The organism is Streptomyces avermitilis MA-4680 = NBRC 14893, from assembly GCF_000009765.2.
In the GTDB taxonomy this organism is placed as follows: Bacteria; Actinomycetota; Actinomycetes; order Streptomycetales; family Streptomycetaceae; genus Streptomyces; species Streptomyces avermitilis.
Genome location: NC_003155.5, coordinates 8,168,881 through 8,185,816 on the forward strand (window position 1 = coordinate 8,168,881; position 16,936 = coordinate 8,185,816).

The 16,936-nt window shown below is 70.3% G+C and carries 15 protein-coding genes; all 15 read left to right on the forward strand.

The window, feature by feature from the left end; genetic code table 11:
- Nucleotides 1-161 precede the first annotated feature (161 nt).
- A complete protein-coding gene (locus SAVERM_RS35170; protein WP_010988241.1) occupies nt 162-869 on the forward strand; it encodes an MBL fold metallo-hydrolase in 708 nt (235 codons plus the stop codon).
- Between the two features lie 13 nt (nt 870-882).
- Nucleotides 883-2,145 carry a histidine--tRNA ligase gene (hisS, locus tag SAVERM_RS35175; RefSeq protein ID WP_010988242.1) on the forward strand — a complete coding sequence of 421 codons (1,263 nt, stop codon included), beginning with the start codon at nt 883-885 and terminating at the stop codon, nt 2,143-2,145.
- 570 nt (nt 2,146-2,715) lie between these two features.
- Nucleotides 2,716-3,351, forward strand: a complete 636-nt coding sequence (locus tag SAVERM_RS35180) for a vitamin K epoxide reductase family protein (protein WP_037646568.1) — start codon at nt 2,716-2,718, stop codon at nt 3,349-3,351.
- Nucleotides 3,352-3,420: 69 nt separating this feature from the next.
- Nucleotides 3,421-4,776 (forward strand): replication-associated recombination protein A, encoded by a 1,356-nt coding sequence (locus SAVERM_RS35185; RefSeq protein ID WP_037646572.1) that lies wholly within the window; start codon nt 3,421-3,423, stop codon nt 4,774-4,776.
- A 314-nt stretch (nt 4,777-5,090) separates the two neighbouring features.
- Entirely contained in the window at nt 5,091-5,705 is a 615-nt protein-coding gene (gene rpsD / locus SAVERM_RS35190) for a 30S ribosomal protein S4 (RefSeq protein WP_010988245.1), read from the forward strand.
- A 184-nt stretch (nt 5,706-5,889) separates the two neighbouring features.
- Nucleotides 5,890-6,336 (forward strand): DUF948 domain-containing protein, encoded by a 447-nt coding sequence (locus SAVERM_RS35195; RefSeq protein ID WP_037646574.1) that lies wholly within the window; start codon nt 5,890-5,892, stop codon nt 6,334-6,336.
- Between the two features lie 7 nt (nt 6,337-6,343).
- Nucleotides 6,344-6,694, forward strand: a complete 351-nt coding sequence (locus tag SAVERM_RS35200) for a DUF6167 family protein (RefSeq protein WP_010988247.1) — start codon at nt 6,344-6,346, stop codon at nt 6,692-6,694.
- Complete coding sequence (gene alaS / locus SAVERM_RS35205; RefSeq protein ID WP_010988248.1) at nt 6,694-9,366, forward strand: alanine--tRNA ligase; 2,673 nt, start codon at nt 6,694-6,696, stop codon at nt 9,364-9,366. The genes SAVERM_RS35200 and alaS overlap by 1 nt, the downstream gene beginning before the upstream one ends.
- A 15-nt stretch (nt 9,367-9,381) precedes the next feature.
- Nucleotides 9,382-9,846 (forward strand): Holliday junction resolvase RuvX, encoded by a 465-nt coding sequence (gene ruvX / locus SAVERM_RS35210; protein WP_037646577.1) that lies wholly within the window; start codon nt 9,382-9,384, stop codon nt 9,844-9,846.
- Between the two features lie 125 nt (nt 9,847-9,971).
- On the forward strand, nt 9,972-11,789 hold the full coding sequence (gene mltG, locus SAVERM_RS35215; RefSeq protein ID WP_010988250.1) for an endolytic transglycosylase MltG: 1,818 nt from the start codon (nt 9,972-9,974) through the stop codon (nt 11,787-11,789).
- Nucleotides 11,786-12,622, forward strand: coding sequence for a shikimate dehydrogenase (locus SAVERM_RS35220; RefSeq protein ID WP_010988251.1), 837 nt, complete (start codon nt 11,786-11,788; stop codon nt 12,620-12,622). Before mltG ends, SAVERM_RS35220 begins: the two co-directional genes overlap by 4 nt.
- Before the next feature lie 389 nt (nt 12,623-13,011).
- The gene (gene aroC, locus SAVERM_RS35225; protein ID WP_010988252.1) at nt 13,012-14,196 is read left to right on the forward strand and encodes a chorismate synthase; all 1,185 of its coding nucleotides are present in this window, start codon (nt 13,012-13,014) and stop codon (nt 14,194-14,196) included.
- A 29-nt stretch (nt 14,197-14,225) separates the two neighbouring features.
- A complete protein-coding gene (locus tag SAVERM_RS35230; RefSeq protein WP_042494617.1) occupies nt 14,226-14,708 on the forward strand; it encodes a shikimate kinase in 483 nt (160 codons plus the stop codon).
- Nucleotides 14,705-15,796 (forward strand): 3-dehydroquinate synthase, encoded by a 1,092-nt coding sequence (gene aroB, locus SAVERM_RS35235; protein WP_010988254.1) that lies wholly within the window; start codon nt 14,705-14,707, stop codon nt 15,794-15,796. The genes SAVERM_RS35230 and aroB overlap by 4 nt, the downstream gene beginning before the upstream one ends.
- A gap of 166 nt (nt 15,797-15,962) precedes the next feature.
- Complete coding sequence (locus SAVERM_RS35240; protein ID WP_010988255.1) at nt 15,963-16,853, forward strand: Pro-rich N-terminal domain-containing protein; 891 nt, start codon at nt 15,963-15,965, stop codon at nt 16,851-16,853.
- Nucleotides 16,854-16,936 lie beyond the last annotated feature (83 nt).

Consider the following 16,936-nt stretch of genomic DNA (forward strand, 5'->3'; position numbering starts at 1 on the left):
TCGTACGTCAAGTGGGACGCGTGCGTCTTGTGAGCCGACCGCCTGCGTGTGCCCCGTACCGTATATGGGTTCGCTGAGGAATCGGCAGCGCCGGTAGGCTCTGAGCCACAGCCACCCACCGCTGTACGACACAACCTCGTACGACACCACGAAGGACGATCGTGCTCATTGCCGGGTTCCCCGCCGGGGCCTGGGGGACCAACTGTTATCTGGTCGCCCCCGCCGCGGGTGAGGAGTGCGTGATCATCGACCCGGGCCATCAGGCCGCCCAGGGAGTCGAGGACGCGCTCAAGAAGCATCGGCTCAAGCCCGTCGCCGTCGTCCTCACCCATGGCCACATCGACCATGTGGCCTCGGTCGTCCCGGTGTGCGGCGCGCACGACGTACCGGCCTGGATCCATCCCGCGGACCGGTACATGATGAGCGACCCCGAGAAGGCGCTCGGCCGTTCCATCGGCATGCCGCTCATGGGCGAACTGACCGTGGGGGAGCCGGACGACGTGCGGGAACTGGCCGACGGCGCCGGGCTGAAGCTCGCGGGCCTCGACCTCTCCGTCGCGCACGCGCCCGGCCATACCAAGGGGTCGGTGACCTTCACGATGCCCGAGAGCGCGGACATTCCGTCCGTGTTCTTCTCCGGGGATCTGCTGTTCGCCGGCTCCATCGGACGCACCGACCTGCCCGGCGGCGACATGGACGACATGCTCGGCTCGCTGACCCGCGTGTGCCTGCCGCTCGACGACTCGACCGTGGTGCTGTCCGGCCACGGCCCCCAGACGACCATCGGCCAGGAGCGCGCCACCAACCCCTATCTGCGGCAGGTGGCCGCCGGCCTCGGGAGCGTGGACGCTCCCCGACGAGGAATGTGACGAGAGACTTTCCGTGAGCACCTTCAAGGCCCCCAAGGGCACGTACGACCTGATTCCTCCGGACAGCGCGAAGTACCTCGCCGTGCGCGAGGCCATCGCCGCCCCGCTGCGCAACTCCGGTTACGGCTACATCGAGACGCCCGGCTTCGAGAACGTCGAGCTGTTCGCGCGCGGTGTCGGTGAGTCCACCGACATCGTGACCAAGGAGATGTACGCCTTCGAGACCAAGGGCGGCGACAGGCTGGCCCTGCGCCCCGAGGGCACCGCCTCCGTGCTGCGCGCGGCCCTGGAGGCCAACCTGCACAAGGCGGGCAACCTGCCGGTCAAGCTCTGGTACTCGGGTTCGTACTACCGCTACGAGCGCCCCCAGAAGGGCCGCTACAGGCACTTCTCGCAGGTCGGCGCCGAGGCGATCGGCGCCGAGGACCCGGCGCTCGACGCCGAACTGATCATCCTGGCGGACCAGTCGTACCGCTCGCTGGGTCTGCGCAACTTCCGGATCCTCCTCAACTCCCTGGGCGACAAGGAGTGCCGCCCGGTCTACCGGGCCGCGCTGCAGGACTTCCTGCGCGGCCTCGACCTGGACGAGGACACCCTCCGCCGCGCCGAGATCAACCCGCTGCGGGTCCTCGACGACAAGCGGGAGGACGTCCAGAAGCAGCTCGGGGGCGCTCCGCTGCTGCGGGACTACCTGTGCGACGCGTGCAAGGCGTACCACGAGGAGGTGCGCGAGCTGATCACTGCGGCGGGTGTCTCCTTCGAGGACGACGCGAAGCTGGTGCGCGGTCTGGACTACTACACGCGTACGACCTTCGAGTTCGTCCACGACGGTCTGGGCTCCCAGTCCGCGGTGGGCGGCGGCGGCCGCTACGACGGACTGTCGGAGATGATCGGCGGCCCCGCGCTGCCGTCCGTCGGCTGGGCGCTGGGCGTCGACCGCACGGTCCTCGCCCTGGAGGCGGAGGGCGTCGAGCTCGAACTCCCCTCGTCCACCAGCGTGTTCGCGGTGCCGCTCGGGGAGGAGGCCCGGCGGATCCTGTTCGCCAAGGTCACCGAGCTGCGGAAGGTGGGCATCGCGGCGGACTTCGCGTACGGCGGGAAGGGCCTGAAGGGCGCGATGAAGAACGCGAACCGGAGCGGGGCGCGGTACACGGTCGTGGCGGGGGAGCGGGATCTCGCCGAGGGTGTCGTGCAGCTCAAGGACATGGAGTCCGGCGAGCAGACGGCGGTCGGGGTGAACGAGATCGTGGCGGAGCTCGAGGCACGGCTCGGCTGACCACCGGCTGCACGGGCCCCAGGTGCCAACGGCGCCTGGGGCCTTCGTCATCGGCGACCTGCCCGAACGACCGCAGCGGAGGGTTCCCCACGGTCGGCTGTCCGACGCACAGCCACCGGGCTCCTCGTCGACCGGGTCCCGTGGCCTCGGGCAGGAGGGGGCGAAAGGCCGTACGGTCTCGCGGGCCGTCAACCCCGCGGGCGCGGATTCGTCCTGCCGGACGATTTCGACGCCTGAGAGCCACCCCGCACATCCCCTGCCGCGGGCCGGTGCCGGGCACGGACACCTCGCCCGCGTCCCGGCCGCGGCTGCCCCGGACGGTTCCCACCGTGCCGCTCCGGCCCACGCCACCGGGTCCGAGCAGGCCGAATGCCTCGCCCGGCCGGATCCCGAGGTCGATGCCGTCCACCGCGGCCACGTCGCCGCACCGCTTGCTAAGCCTCCGTGGAACCGAACGCTCCGGGCCGATCGCGCGTACCTCCTTATGTCCATCGAACGGTGGACACGCGTGCGCGTGCGGCACAATGACCATGCCCGCAGGCCCAACTCTCAAGTGACGGAATCGGCGTGATGAGCAAGACGCGAGTCAAGAACGTCTCCACCGAGCCGGAAGCTGCCGACACACCACGGACGGTGGGCGGCAGTCGCGCGTTCGGTCTGCTGCTGGTGATCACCGGTGCGGCCGGGCTGCTCGCCGCATGGGTCATCACGATCGACAAGTTCAAGCTGCTGGAGAACCCGAACTTCGTTCCCGGCTGCAGCCTGAACCCGGTCGTCTCCTGCGGCAACATCATGAAGAGCGAGCAGGCCTCCGCCTTCGGGTTCCCCAACCCGATGCTGGGGCTCGTCGCCTACGGCATGGTGATCTGCGTCGGTGTGAGCCTGCTCGCGCGGGCCACCTTCCCGCGCTGGTACTGGCTGACCTTCAACGCCGGCACGCTGTTCGGCGTCGGCTTCTGCACCTGGCTGCAGTTCCAGTCGCTGTACCGGATCAACTCGCTGTGCCTGTGGTGCTCGCTGGCGTGGGTCGCCACGATCCTCATGTTCTGGTACGTGACCTCGTTCAACGTCCGCAACGACTTCCTGCCCGCGCCCCGCTGGCTGAAGAGCTTCTTCGGCGAGTTCACCTGGGTGCTGCCGGTCATGCACATCGGGATCATCGGCATGCTGATCCTGACGCGCTGGTGGGACTTCTGGACCGGCTGACCCCCGCCGGATCCCCGGGGCTTCCCGGCCCCGGCGGGATTGTCAGTGGCGTGACATAGGGTTTTGCGAGTGGAGCCCGACCTGTTTACCGCCGCAGCAGAAGAACGCCAGGAGAAGGACCCGTCCAGCAGCCCCCTGGCGGTGCGGATGCGCCCGCGCACCCTCGACGAGGTCGTGGGTCAGCAGCATCTGCTGAAGCCGGGCTCACCCCTGCGCAGACTGGTCGGGGAAGGCAGTGGAGGCCCGGCCGGACCGTCCTCGGTGATCCTCTGGGGCCCGCCCGGCACCGGCAAGACGACCTTGGCGTACGTGGTCTCCAAGGCCACCAACAAGCGCTTCGTGGAGCTGTCGGCGATCACCGCGGGCGTGAAGGAGGTGCGCGCGGTCATCGACGGCGCCCGCCGCGCCACCGGCGGCTTCGGCAAGGAGACCGTCCTCTTCCTCGACGAGATCCACCGCTTCAGCAAGGCCCAGCAGGACTCCCTGCTCCCGGCCGTCGAGAACCGCTGGGTGACGCTGATCGCCGCGACCACGGAGAACCCGTACTTCTCGGTGATCTCCCCGCTCCTGTCCCGCTCCCTGCTCCTCACCCTCGAACCGCTCACCGACGACGACCTGCGCGGACTGCTGCGCCGGGCGCTCACCGACGAGCGCGGTCTCAAGGAGGCCGTCACCCTCCCCGCCGACACCGAGGAACACCTGCTCCGGATCGCCGGCGGAGACGCCCGCCGCGCGTTGACCGCCCTGGAGGCCGCGGCCGGCGCGGCACTCGACAAGGGCGAGCCGGAGATCGGCCTCCAGACCCTGGAGGAGACCGTCGACCGCGCCGCCGTGAAGTACGACCGCGACGGCGACCAGCACTACGACGTGGCGAGCGCGCTGATCAAGTCCATCCGCGGCTCGGACGTGGACGCCGCGCTGCATTATCTGGCCCGGATGATCGAGGCCGGCGAGGACCCCCGCTTCATCGCCCGGCGCCTGATGATCTCCGCCAGTGAGGACATCGGCCTGACCGATCCCCACGCGCTGCCGACGGCGGTCGCCGCCGCCCAGGCCGTCGCCATGATCGGCTTCCCGGAGGCCGCCCTCACCCTCAGCCACGCGACGATCGCCCTCGCCCTGGCGCCGAAGTCCAACGCCGCGACCATGGCGATCGGCGCCGCCATGGAGGACGTACGCAAGGGCCATGCGGGACCCGTGCCGCTCCACCTGCGGGACGGGCACTACAAGGGCGCGGCCAAGCTCGGGCACGCCCAGGGGTACGTGTACCCGCACGACCTGCCCGAGGGCATCGCCGCCCAGCAGTACGCCCCGGAGGAGCTCAAGGACCGGGAGTACTACACACCCACCCGGCACGGCGCCGAGGCGCGCTACGCGGACGCGGTGGAGTGGACCAGGAAGCACCTCGGTCGAGGACGGCCCTGATCGCCCTGTACGATGGCTCGCAGCGCTGAGTCCCGTGTCCGACTCCGGTCGACATCACCAAACGGGACATCCAGCCGGAGCCCCCGCCTCACCGCGGGGATTCCAGGAGCGTCGCGCACCGTCGAAGGTGTCGCGGGCAGCCCACCACCACCCGGTACCGGGATCGGTCGGTGGGCCACTCGCGTGCTGCACGTATGTGCCCAGACCAGGGAGCGGCTGCCCGGCAGGTCCGCAAGGACCCGCGGGGTTTCCCAGGCTGCGGATGCGACCTCCTTTAACTCTGGTGAGCCGAATCCAGGAAAGAGAAAAAGACAGTGGCGAATCAGTCCCGCCCCAAGGTCAAGAAGTCGCGTGCCCTCGGCATCGCGCTGACCCCGAAGGCCGTCAAGTACTTCGAGGCCCGCCCCTACCCGCCGGGCGAGCACGGCCGCGGCCGCAAGCAGAACTCGGACTACAAGGTCCGTCTGCTCGAGAAGCAGCGTCTGCGCGCGCAGTACGACGTGTCCGAGCGCCAGCTCGTCCGCGCCTACGAGCGTGCCGCCAAGACGCAGGGCAAGACCGGTGAGGCCCTGGTCATCGAGCTCGAGCGCCGTCTCGACGCGCTGGTCCTGCGTTCGGGCATCGCCCGCACGATCTACCAGGCCCGCCAGATGGTCGTCCACGGCCACATCGAGGTCAACGGCCAGAAGGTCGACAAGCCGTCCTTCCGCGTCAAGCCGGACGACGTCGTCATGGTGCGTGAGCGCAGCCGTCAGAAGCCGCTGTTCGAGGTTGCCCGTGAGGGTGGCTTCGCCCCCGACGGCGAGACCCCGCGCTACCTCCAGGTGAACCTCCGCGCCCTGGCCTTCCGCCTGGACCGCGAGCCGAACCGCAAGGAGATCCCGGTGATCTGCGACGAGCAGCTCGTCGTCGAGTACTACGCCCGCTGATTCTTCGGCGGACGCAGCACCACCTTCGCGTCAGCCCGTCGTCTCCCCGCCCTTCGTGGTGGGCGAGCCGGCGGGCTGACGCATGTCCGGGACCGTAATGCGGTACGGAGCGGCCGCCCCGGCGCGATAGGCTCGGGCAACGACTTTCGATGTTCAGGCATGATCCAGGGAGCGGGTGCACACAGTGTCCGGTGGAGAGGTGGCCGGGATCCTGGTGGCCGTCTTCTGGGCGATCCTGGTCTCCTTCCTCGCCGTCGCGCTGGCGAGGCTGGCCCAGACGCTCAAGGCGACCACCAAACTCGTCGCGGACGTGACCGACCAGGCGGTGCCGCTCCTCGCGGACGCCTCGACGGCCGTGCGCTCCGCCCAGACCCAGATCGAGCGGGTCGACGCCATCGCCTCGGACGTCCAGGAGGTCACGTCGAACGCGTCGGCGCTGTCGACCACCGTCGCCTCCACCTTCGGCGGCCCCCTGGTCAAGGTCGCGGCGTTCGGCTACGGCGTGCGCCGGGCGCTCGGCAGCCGCCGCGAGAACGTGCCCCCCAAGACGCCCCGGCGTACCGTGATCGTGGGCCGCCCCGTCCCGTCCGCGCGACGCGAGAAGCGGGACAACCGGAATAAGAGGGACTGACGCAGCGATGTTCCGCCGTACGTTCTGGTTCACCGCGGGCGCTGCCGCCGGTGTGTGGGCCACCACCAAGGTCAACCGCAAGCTCAAGCAGCTGACGCCCGAGAGCCTCGCCGCGCAGGCCGCGAACAAGGCGATCGAGGCGGGCCACAAACTCAGGGACTTCGCACTCGACGTCCGCGACGGCATGGCCCAGCGGGAGGCCGAGCTCGGCGAGGTGCTCGGGATCGACGCGGACCCCGAACTCCCGGGCCCGCGGCGCATCGCCGCCATCGAGAACAGCAACAACCCGAAGTACAGCAAGGACCCGAGGTACGTCGAGAGGTCGACGTACTCGCACAACCGGAATGAGGACCACTGATGGAGTCGGCCGAGATTCGCCGCCGCTGGTTGAGCTTCTACGAGGAGCGCGGTCACACCGTCGTCCCCTCGGCGTCGCTCATCGCGGACGACCCGACTCTGCTCCTGGTTCCCGCGGGCATGGTCCCCTTCAAGCCGTATTTCCTCGGTGAGGTCAAGCCGCCGTGGCCGCGCGCCACCAGCGTGCAGAAGTGCGTGCGCACGCCCGACATCGAAGAGGTCGGCAAGACCACGCGCCACGGCACGTTCTTCCAGATGTGCGGCAACTTCTCCTTCGGCGACTACTTCAAGGAAGGCGCCATCACCTACGCCTGGGAGCTGCTCACCACGCCCCAGGACAAGGGTGGTTACGGGCTCGACCCGGAGCGCCTGTGGATCACGGTCTACCTCGACGACGACGAGGCCGAGACCATCTGGCGCGACAAGATCGGCGTCCCGGCCGAGCGCATCCAGCGCCTCGGCAAGAAGGACAACTACTGGTCCATGGGCGTCCCCGGCCCCTGCGGCCCGTGCTCCGAGATCAACTACGACCGCGGCCCCGAGTTCGGCGTCGAGGGCGGCCCGGCCGTCAACGACGAGCGGTACGTGGAGATCTGGAACCTGGTCTTCATGCAGTACGAGCGCGGCGAGGGCACCTCGAAGGACGACTTCGAGATCCTCGGCGACCTGCCGCAGAAGAACATCGACACCGGCCTCGGCATGGAACGCCTCGCCATGATTCTGCAGGGTGTGCAGAACATGTACGAGATCGACACCTCCATGGCCGTCATCCAGAAGGCCACCGAGCTGACCGGCGTCGAGTACGGTGCCGCCCACGGCTCCGACGTCTCGCTGCGCGTGGTCACCGACCACATGCGTACGTCCGTGATGCTCATCGGTGACGGCGTCACGCCGGGCAACGAGGGCCGTGGTTACGTGCTGCGCCGCATCATGCGCCGCGCCATCCGCAACATGCGTCTGCTCGGCGCCACCGGTCCGGTCGTCAAGGACCTCGTCGACGTCGTGATCGCGATGATGGGCCAGCAGTACCCGGAGCTCATCTCCGACCGTCAGCGCATCGAGACGGTGGCCCTCGCCGAGGAGGCCGCCTTCCTCAAGACGCTGAAGGCCGGCACGAACATCCTCGACACCGCCGTCACGGAGACCAAGGCCTCCGGCGGCCAGGTCCTGCCCGGCGACAAGGCCTTCCTGCTCCACGACACCTGGGGCTTCCCGATCGACCTCACCCTCGAAATGGCCGCCGAACAGGGCCTTTCCGTGGACGAGGACGGCTTCCGCCGCCTGATGAAGGAGCAGCGGGAGCGCGCCAAGGCCGACGCCCAGTCCAAGAAGACCGGCCACGCCGACCTCGGTGCCTACCGCGAGATCGCCGACGCCGCCGGCGAGACCGACTTCATCGGCTACACGCAGACCGAGGGCGAGTCCACGATCGTCGGCATCCTCGTCGACGGTGTCTCCTCGCCCGCCGCCACCGAGGGCGACGAGGTCGAGATCGTCCTGGACCGCACCCCGTTCTACGCCGAGGGCGGTGGCCAGATCGGCGACACCGGCCGCATCAAGGTGGAGAGCGGCGCGATCATCGAGGTCCGCGACTGCCAGAAGCCGGTCCCGGGCGTGTACGTCCACAAGGGCGTCGTCCAGGTCGGCGAAGTCACCGTCGGAGCCAAGGCCCAGGTCTCCATCGACGTCCGCCGTCGCAAGGCCATCGCCCGCGCCCACTCGGCCACGCACCTCACGCACCAGGCCCTGCGCGACGCCCTCGGCCCGACGGCCGCCCAGGCCGGTTCCGAGAACCAGCCCGGCCGCTTCCGCTTCGACTTCGGCTCCCCGTCGGCGGTACCCACGACCGTGATGACCGACGTCGAGCAGCAGATCAACGAGGTGCTCGCCCGCGACCTGGACGTCCAGGCCGAGGTCATGAGCATCGACGAGGCCAAGAAGCAGGGCGCCATCGCCGAGTTCGGCGAGAAGTACGGCGAGCGCGTGCGGGTCGTCACCATCGGCGACTTCTCCAAGGAGCTGTGCGGCGGTACGCACGTCCACAACACCGCTCAGCTGGGCCTGGTGAAGCTGCTCGGCGAATCCTCCATCGGCTCCGGTGTGCGCCGTATCGAAGCCCTGGTCGGCGTCGACGCGTACAACTTCCTCGCCCGGGAGCACACGGTCGTCGCCCAGATCCAGGAGCTGGTCAAGGGCCGTCCGGAGGAGCTGCCGGAGAAGGTCTCCGCCATGCTCGGCAAGCTGAAGGACGCCGAGAAGGAGATCGAGAGGTTCCGCGCGGAGAAGGTGCTCCAGGCCGCCGCCGGTCTCGTCGACTCCGCCAAGGACGTCCGCGGAATCGCGCTGGTCACCGGCCAGGTCCCGGACGGCACGACCGCCGACGACCTGCGCAGGCTGGTCCTCGACGTGCGCGGCCGCATCCAGGGCGGACGGCCCGCCGTGGTCGCCCTGTTCACCACGGTGGGCGGGAAGCCGCTGACGGTCATCGCCACCAACGAGGCCGCCCGTGAGCGCGGTCTCAAGGCCGGCGACCTGGTCCGTGCGGCCGCCAAGACCCTTGGCGGCGGCGGTGGCGGCAAGCCGGACGTAGCCCAGGGCGGCGGCCAGAACCCCGCCGCCATCGGGGAGGCCATCGACGCCGTCGAGCGCCTGGTCACCGAGACCGCCAAGTAAGAGACGGTAGTGGGTATGCGCAGAGGACGTCGGCTCGCGGTCGACGTCGGGGACGCCCGCATCGGGGTCGCCTCGTGCGACCCCGACGGGATCCTCGCGACGCCGGTGGAGACGGTCCCGGGGCGTGACGTTCCGGCCGCTCATCGCCGGTTGAAGCAACTCGTCGAGGAGTACGAACCGATCGAGGTCGTCCTCGGGCTCCCTCGCTCCCTCAAGGGGGGCGAGGGCCCGGCCGCGGTCAAGGTCCGCGCCTTCGCCCAGGAGCTCGCCCGCGTGATCGCACCGGTCCCGGTGCGGCTCATGGACGAGAGGATGACCACAGTGACGGCCAGTCAGGGACTGCGCGCCTCGGGCGTGAAGTCCAAGAAGGGCAGGTCCGTCATCGATCAGGCGGCCGCTGTGATCATTCTTCAGCAGGCGTTGGAATCCGAACGGGTGTCAGGTAAAGCTCCCGGTGAGGGCGTCGAAGTGGTCATCTGATCGCGATACGGTAACGTTCCGCGCGATGCGGCGGTGTTCGAACAGTCGCCGCACAGCAGAAGAGGCGGAACGGAGGCGGTGCCACAAGCGCCGTACGACCGCCGCCTCGCGGCTCTAGGGGATCGATGACTGAGTATGGCCGGGGCCCAGGCTCCGAACCGTGGCATCCGGAGGACCCGTTGTACGGGGACGGCGGATGGGGAGGACAGGAGCCCCACGCGGCCCAGTCCGCCTACGGCGGCCAGCCGCAGCACTATCCGCAGCAGCCGCAGCAGCAGTACGGCGACTGGGGCAACGGCCAGCAGGCCGGGTACGACCAGGGCGGGCAGCAGTACGAGCAGCAGTACGCGGACCAGGGGCAGCAGTACCCCCAGCAGAACGCGGCCCAGCAGCAGTACCAGCAGCACGCCGCCCAGGGGCAGCAGCACAACCCCCAGAATCACCAGCAGCACGACCCTCAAGGTCAGCAGCAGCACAACCCCCAAGGTCAGCAGCAGTATGCCGACCAGACTCATCAGCAGTACGGCAACGGCGGCTGGGAGACCGGGGCGCACCCCCAGGTCCCGTATGCCGCCGATCCGGCCGACCCGTACGGGGGGCAGCCCGCCGCGTACAGCGGTGAGCAGCCCGACTTCTACGGCACGCCCGACGCCTACCCGCCCCCGGAGCCGCCCGGTCGGCGCCGCGCCGAGCCCAAGCCCGAGCCCGAGCCGGAGACCGACTGGGACCCGGGCCCCGATGAGGGAGAACACGCCTTCTTCGCGGGCGGCGGCGACGATGACGACGACCTCGACGACGAGGCCAAGGGCCGCGGCGGACGAGGTGACCGCCGTGGCCGTGGCGATGGCAAGGCAAAGAAGCGCCGCAACGGATGCGCCTGCCTGGTGGTCGTGCTGGTGTTCGGCGGTGGCCTCGGCGGTGTCGGGTACTACGGCTGGCAGTTCTACCAAAATCGTTTCGGCGCGGCACCCGACTACGCGGGGGACGGGACGGGCGAGCAGGTGACCGTCGTCATCCCGAAGGGTGCCTTCGGGTCGGTGATCGGCCAGAAGCTGGAGGAGGCCGGGGTCGTCAAGAGCGCCGGGGCCTTCGTCTCCGCTCAGGCGACGAATCCCGACGGGGACAAGATCCAGCCGGGCGCGTACACGCTCAAGAAGGAAATGTCCGCGAAGAGCGCCGTCGAGCTCATGCTCAGCCCCAAGAGCAAGAACAACCTGACGGTCTACGAGGGCCAGCGCAACGCGCGGGTCTACACCGCGATCGACACGCGTCTCGGAGTCAAAAAGGGAACCACCAAGGGCGTCGCCGAGAAGGAATGGTCGACCCTCGGGCTCCCGGACTGGGCGAACACCGACAAGGACATCAAGGACCCGCTGGAGGGATTCCTCTACCCGTCCACCTATCCGGTCTCCAAGGGCATGAAGCCCAAGGACGTCCTGAAGGAAATGGTCAACCTGGCCAAGGACAAGTACGCCGCACTGGGCATCCAGGCGAAGGCCAAGGACCTGAACCTGAAGAATCCGCTCCAGGTCCTGACGGTCGCGAGCCTCGTCCAGTCCGAAGGAAACTCCAAGAACGACTTCGAAAAGGTCGCGCGGGTCGTCTACAACCGTCTGAAGCCGGACAACACCGAGACCTACGGCCTCCTCGACTTCGACTCCACGGTGAATTACCTGCGCGGCGAATCCAAGCTCGCCACCGGTTCGGTCAACGACCTGCGGAAGATCAACGACCCGTACAACACCTACAAGATCAAGGGTCTGCCGCCCGGACCGATCAGCAACCCCGGTGATGTGGCGATCAACGCGGCCCTCAATCCGGCCAAGGGCAACTGGTACTACTTCGTTTCGATCAGCGCGGACAAGACGCTTTTCGCCGAGACCAACGAAGAGCAGAACCGCAATCGCGAGAAGTACCTCGAAGAGCAGAAGAACGGACAATGACGGGCACCGACAGCAAGCGCCGAGCCGCCGTACTCGGGTCCCCCATCGCCCACTCCCTCTCCCCGGTGCTGCACCGCGCCGCGTACGCCGAGTTGAGGCTGAGCGACTGGTCGTACGACCGGTTCGACGTGGACGAGGAGGCGCTGCCCGCCTTCTTCGGGAAGCTCGGGCCCGAGTGGGCGGGGCTGTCGCTGACCATGCCGCTGAAGCGGGCCGTCATCCCGCTGCTCGACGAGATCACCGAGACCGCCGCGTCGGTGGAGGCCGTGAACACCGTGGTGTGCACGCGGGACGGGCGGCGCGTCGGCGACAACACCGACATCCCGGGGATGGTTGCGGCCCTGCGTGAGCGGGGCATCGAGCAGGTCGACTCCGCCGCGATCCTCGGCGCGGGCGCCACCGCCTCGTCCGCGCTGGCCGCGCTCGCCCGGATCTGCACCGGTGAGGTCGTCGCGTACGTCCGCAGCGAGGCGCGCGCCGCCGAGATGCGGCAGTGGGGCGAACGGCTCGACGTCGAGGTGCGTACCGAGGACTGGGCGCAGGCGGCCGAGGCACTGCGGGCCCCGCTGGTCGTCGCCACCACCCCGGCCGGTGCGACGGACGCGCTGGCCGCCGCCGTTCCGGAGCGGCCCGCCACGCTGTTCGACGTGCTGTACGACCCCTGGCCCACCGACCTGGCCGCGCGCTGGTCCGCGTACGGCGGCGCCGTCGTCAGCGGGCTGGACCTCCTGGTCCACCAGGCGGTGCTCCAGGTCGAGCAGATGACGGGGCGCTCGCCGGCTCCGCTGGACGCCATGCGGCGGGCGGGGGAGCACGCGCTGGCGGCCCGGTAGCCGGTCCGTCAGCCTGCGCGGCGGCTGCGGCGGCTTGGGCAGGTATTTGGCCACCGCGCCTTCTCGAACGACAGCGTCCGCGCGAAGCTGAAGACGGCGACTCCCTCGCTCGACGTGCTCGGCGCGATGGGACAGAAGTCCGGGGCAGAAGACCGGGCCGCTGCGGCACGTACGTCCGTATCCGGGAGGCGATGGGGCGCGGCGGCCCGGACGGAGTGAGCCGGCCGTCCGTCGCAGCGTCCGCCAGATGGACCTGGGGCCGGTTCTCGCCACCGGACGTGGGAGGATCGGACCTGGCGGGCCAGGGCCGCGCACCCGGTCGCGCCGTCGCCGTACGCGAGGACGCGCGTACGCAGGGCAGTACCAGGGCGCGAGTATGAGGAGCACCGTTGAGCAGGTTGCGCTGGCTGACCGCGGGGGAGTCCCACGGTCCCGCACTTGTCGCGACGCTGGAGGGCCTTCCCGCCGGCGTGCCTATCACCACGGACATGGTGGCGGACCACCTGGCCCGGCGGCGCCTGGGCTACGGGCGCGGTGCCCGCATGAAGTTCGAGCGCGACGAGGTCACCTTCCTGGGCGGCGTCCGTCACGGTCTCACCCTCGGCTCGCCGGTCGCGATCATGGTCGGCAACACCGAGTGGCCCAAGTGGGAACAGGTCATGGCGGCCGACCCGGTGGATCCGGCCATCCTCGCCGACCTCGCGCGCAACGCGCCGCTGACCCGGCCCCGGCCCGGTCACGCCGACCTCGCCGGCATGCAGAAGTACGGCTTCGACGAGGCCCGCCCGATCCTGGAGCGCGCCTCCGCCCGCGAGACCGCGGCCCGTGTCGCGCTCGGCGCGGTGGCCCGGTCGTACCTGAAGGAGACGGCCGGGATCGAGATCGTCTCGCACGTGGTCGAGCTGGCCGCCGCCAAGGCCCCGTACGGCGTCTACCCGACCCCCGCCGACGTCGAGAAGCTCGACGCCGACCCGGTGCGCTGCCTCGACGCCGACGCGTCGAAGGCGATGGTCGCGGAGATCGACCAGGCCCACAAGGACGGCGACACCCTCGGCGGTGTGGTCGAGGTCCTCGCGTACGACGTACCGGTGGGCCTCGGCTCGCACGTGCACTGGGACCGGCGTCTGGACGCCCGGCTCGCGGCCGCGCTCATGGGCATCCAGGCGATCAAGGGCGTCGAGGTCGGCGACGGCTTCGAGCTGGCCCGGGTGCCGGGCTCCAAGGCGCACGACGAGATCGTGCAGACCGCCGACGGCGTCAGGCGTACCACCGGCCGCTCCGGCGGCACCGAGGGCGGGCTGACCACCGGTGAGCTGCTGCGGGTGCGCGCCGCGATGAAGCCGATCGCGACCGTGCCGCGCGCGCTGGCCACCATCGACGTGGCCACCGGCGAGGCCACCAAGGCCCACCACCAGCGCTCCGACGTGTGCGCGGTCCCGGCCGCCGGCATCGTCGCCGAAGCCATGGTGGCGCTGGTCCTGGCCGACGCGGTGGCCGAGAAGTTCGGCGGCGACAGCGTCCCGGAGACCCGGCGCAACGTCCGCTCGTACCTCGACAACCTGGTCGTGCGGTGACCGTTCCGCGCGTCGTCCTCGTCGGCCCCATGGGCGTCGGCAAGTCCACGGTGGGCGCGCTCGTCGCCGAGCGGCTCGGCTGCGCCTACCGGGACACGGACGACGACATCGTGACCGCCGAGGGCCGCACCATCGCCGACATCTTCGTCGACGAGGGCGAGCCGGTCTTCCGTGCCATCGAGAAGCGGGCGGTGCACACGGCGCTCGCCGAGCACGACGGCGTACTGGCGCTCGGCGGCGGCGCGATCCTCGACGCGGACACCCGCGCGCTGCTCGCCGGGCACCGTGTCGTCTACCTCTCGATGGAGGTCGACGAGGCCGTCAAGCGCACCGGCCTCAACGCGGCCCGGCCGCTGCTCGCCGTCAACCCGCGCCGGCAGTGGCGGGAGCTGATGGAGGCGCGCCGCCACCTGTACACCGAAGTCGCCCGCGCGGTGGTCGCCACCGACGGCCGCGGCCCCGAAGAGGTCGCCCAAGCCGTCCTCGACGCACTGGAGTTGAAGGAAGCATGAGCGAGGCAGTCACCCGGATCCACGTCGGCGGTACCGCGGGGACGGACCCGTACGAGGTGCTGGTCGGCCGACAGCTCCTGGGCGAACTCGCCGGTCTGATCGGGGACAGGGTCAAGCGCGTCGCCGTCGTCCACCCCGAGGCGCTCGCCGAGACCGGTGAGGCGCTGCGGGCCGACCTGGCCGAGCAGGGGTACGAGGCCGTCGCCATCCAGGTGCCGAACGCGGAGGAGGCCAAGACCGTCGAGGTCGCCGCCTACTGCTGGAAGGCGCTCGGCCAGTCCGGGTTCACGCGCACCGACGTGATCGTCGGCGTGGGCGGCGGCGCCACCACCGACCTCGCCGGATTCGTCGCCGCCACCTGGCTGCGCGGCGTGCGCTGGATCGCCGTCCCCACCACCGTCCTCGGCATGGTCGACGCGGCCGTCGGCGGCAAGACCGGTATCAACACCGCCGAGGGCAAGAACCTCGTCGGCGCGTTCCACCCGCCCGCGGGCGTCCTGTGCGACCTCGCGGCGCTGGACTCGCTGCCGGTCAACGACTACGTCTCCGGGCTCGCCGAGATCATCAAGGCCGGCTTCATCGCCGACCCGGCGATCCTGGAGCTCATCGAGGCCGACCCGCAAGCGGCCCGCACTCCCGCGGGACCGCACACCGCCGAGCTGATCGAGCGCTCCATCAAGGTCAAGGCCGAGGTCGTCTCCGGCGACCTCAAGGAGTCGGGCCTGCGCGAGATCCTCAACTACGGCCACACCCTCGCGCACGCCATCGAGAAGAACGAGCGCTACAAGTGGCGGCACGGCGCGGCCGTCTCCGTAGGCATGCACTTCGCCGCCGAACTCGGCCGTCTGGCAGGCCGGTTGGACGACGCGACGGCGGACCGGCACCGCACGGTCCTGGAATCGGTCGGGCTGCCGCTGCACTACCGCTACGACCAGTGGCCCAAGCTGCTCGAGACCATGAAGGTCGACAAGAAGTCACGCGGCGACCTGCTCCGCTTCATCGTCCTCGACGGGCTCGCCAAGCCCACCGTCCTCGAGGGCCCGGACCCGGCCGTCCTGCTCGCCGCGTACGGCGAAGTGGGGGAGTAACTCCCGCTCGGGCCCGGCCCGCCCGATGTGCCTCTGCCGACGGGCACTTCGGCCCTTCCCCGGCCGTTCACACAACGGCGGTCGGGGACGGTACCGTTCGGTGGCGAGCGGGGGTTCGAGCCCCGCTGCCAGCGTCAATTGCCTGTACGAGACGGAGTGGCACCGGATGCAGCACGCAGTGGGAGGTCCGCTGCCGCCGCCCCACCACGCGGGGCACCAACCGGCGACCGGTTGGTTGTCGGCCGCACATCACCCGGGCGCGCACCCGGGTCCCGCGCCGGCGCCCCCGCCAGGTCCGGCACCGGCGCCCCCGCCCGGTTTCGCGGGCGCGCCGGTGCCTCCGGGGCCGCCGCACACGCAGGTCCCGCAGCATCACGCGCCCCCGCAGCACGTCCCCGTGCCGCCCGCGCCGGACACCACGGGCCATGTGCAGCTACCGCCCGGCGGCCCGGTCCCCATGCCGAGCACCCCGCCCGCCGTGGGTCCGGCCGACGCCACGTCCACCACACTCGCCGTGCTGCTCATCGGCCCCGCGGGCGCCGGAAAGACGAGCGTCGCCAAGTACTGGGCGGACCACCGCCGGGTCCCCACCGCGCACATCAGCCTCGACGACGTACGCGAATGGGTGCGCTCGGGCTTCGCCGACCCGCAGTCCGGGTGGAACGACCATTCGGAGGCGCAGTATCGTCTCGCCCGCCGCACCTGCGGCTTCGCGGCCCGCAACTTCCTGGCCAACGGCATCTCGTGCATCCTCGACGACGCGGTGTTCCCGGACCGCCCGGTCGTCGGCCTCGGTGGCTGGAAGCGACATGTCGGTCCGGGGCTGCTGCCCGTGGTGCTCCTCCCGGGCCTCGAGATAGTCCTGGAGCGCAACGCCGAGCGCTCCGGAAACCGCCGTCTCACCGACGAAGAGGTCGCCCGTATCCACGGCCGGATGGCCGGCTGGTACGGATCCGGGCTGCCGATCATCGACAATTCCCAGCTCGACGTACCGGCGACGGCCCGTGTCCTCGACGAGGTGCTGGCCCGCTCCATCGCGAGCCCGCCGCAGTGGTGAGGCACCGCTGAGCGGGCGTCGGTGACGACGCCCGCAGGCGGCCGGCCCCGGCCGCCGCACCCGGACGGAGGTCCCCGCCGCCC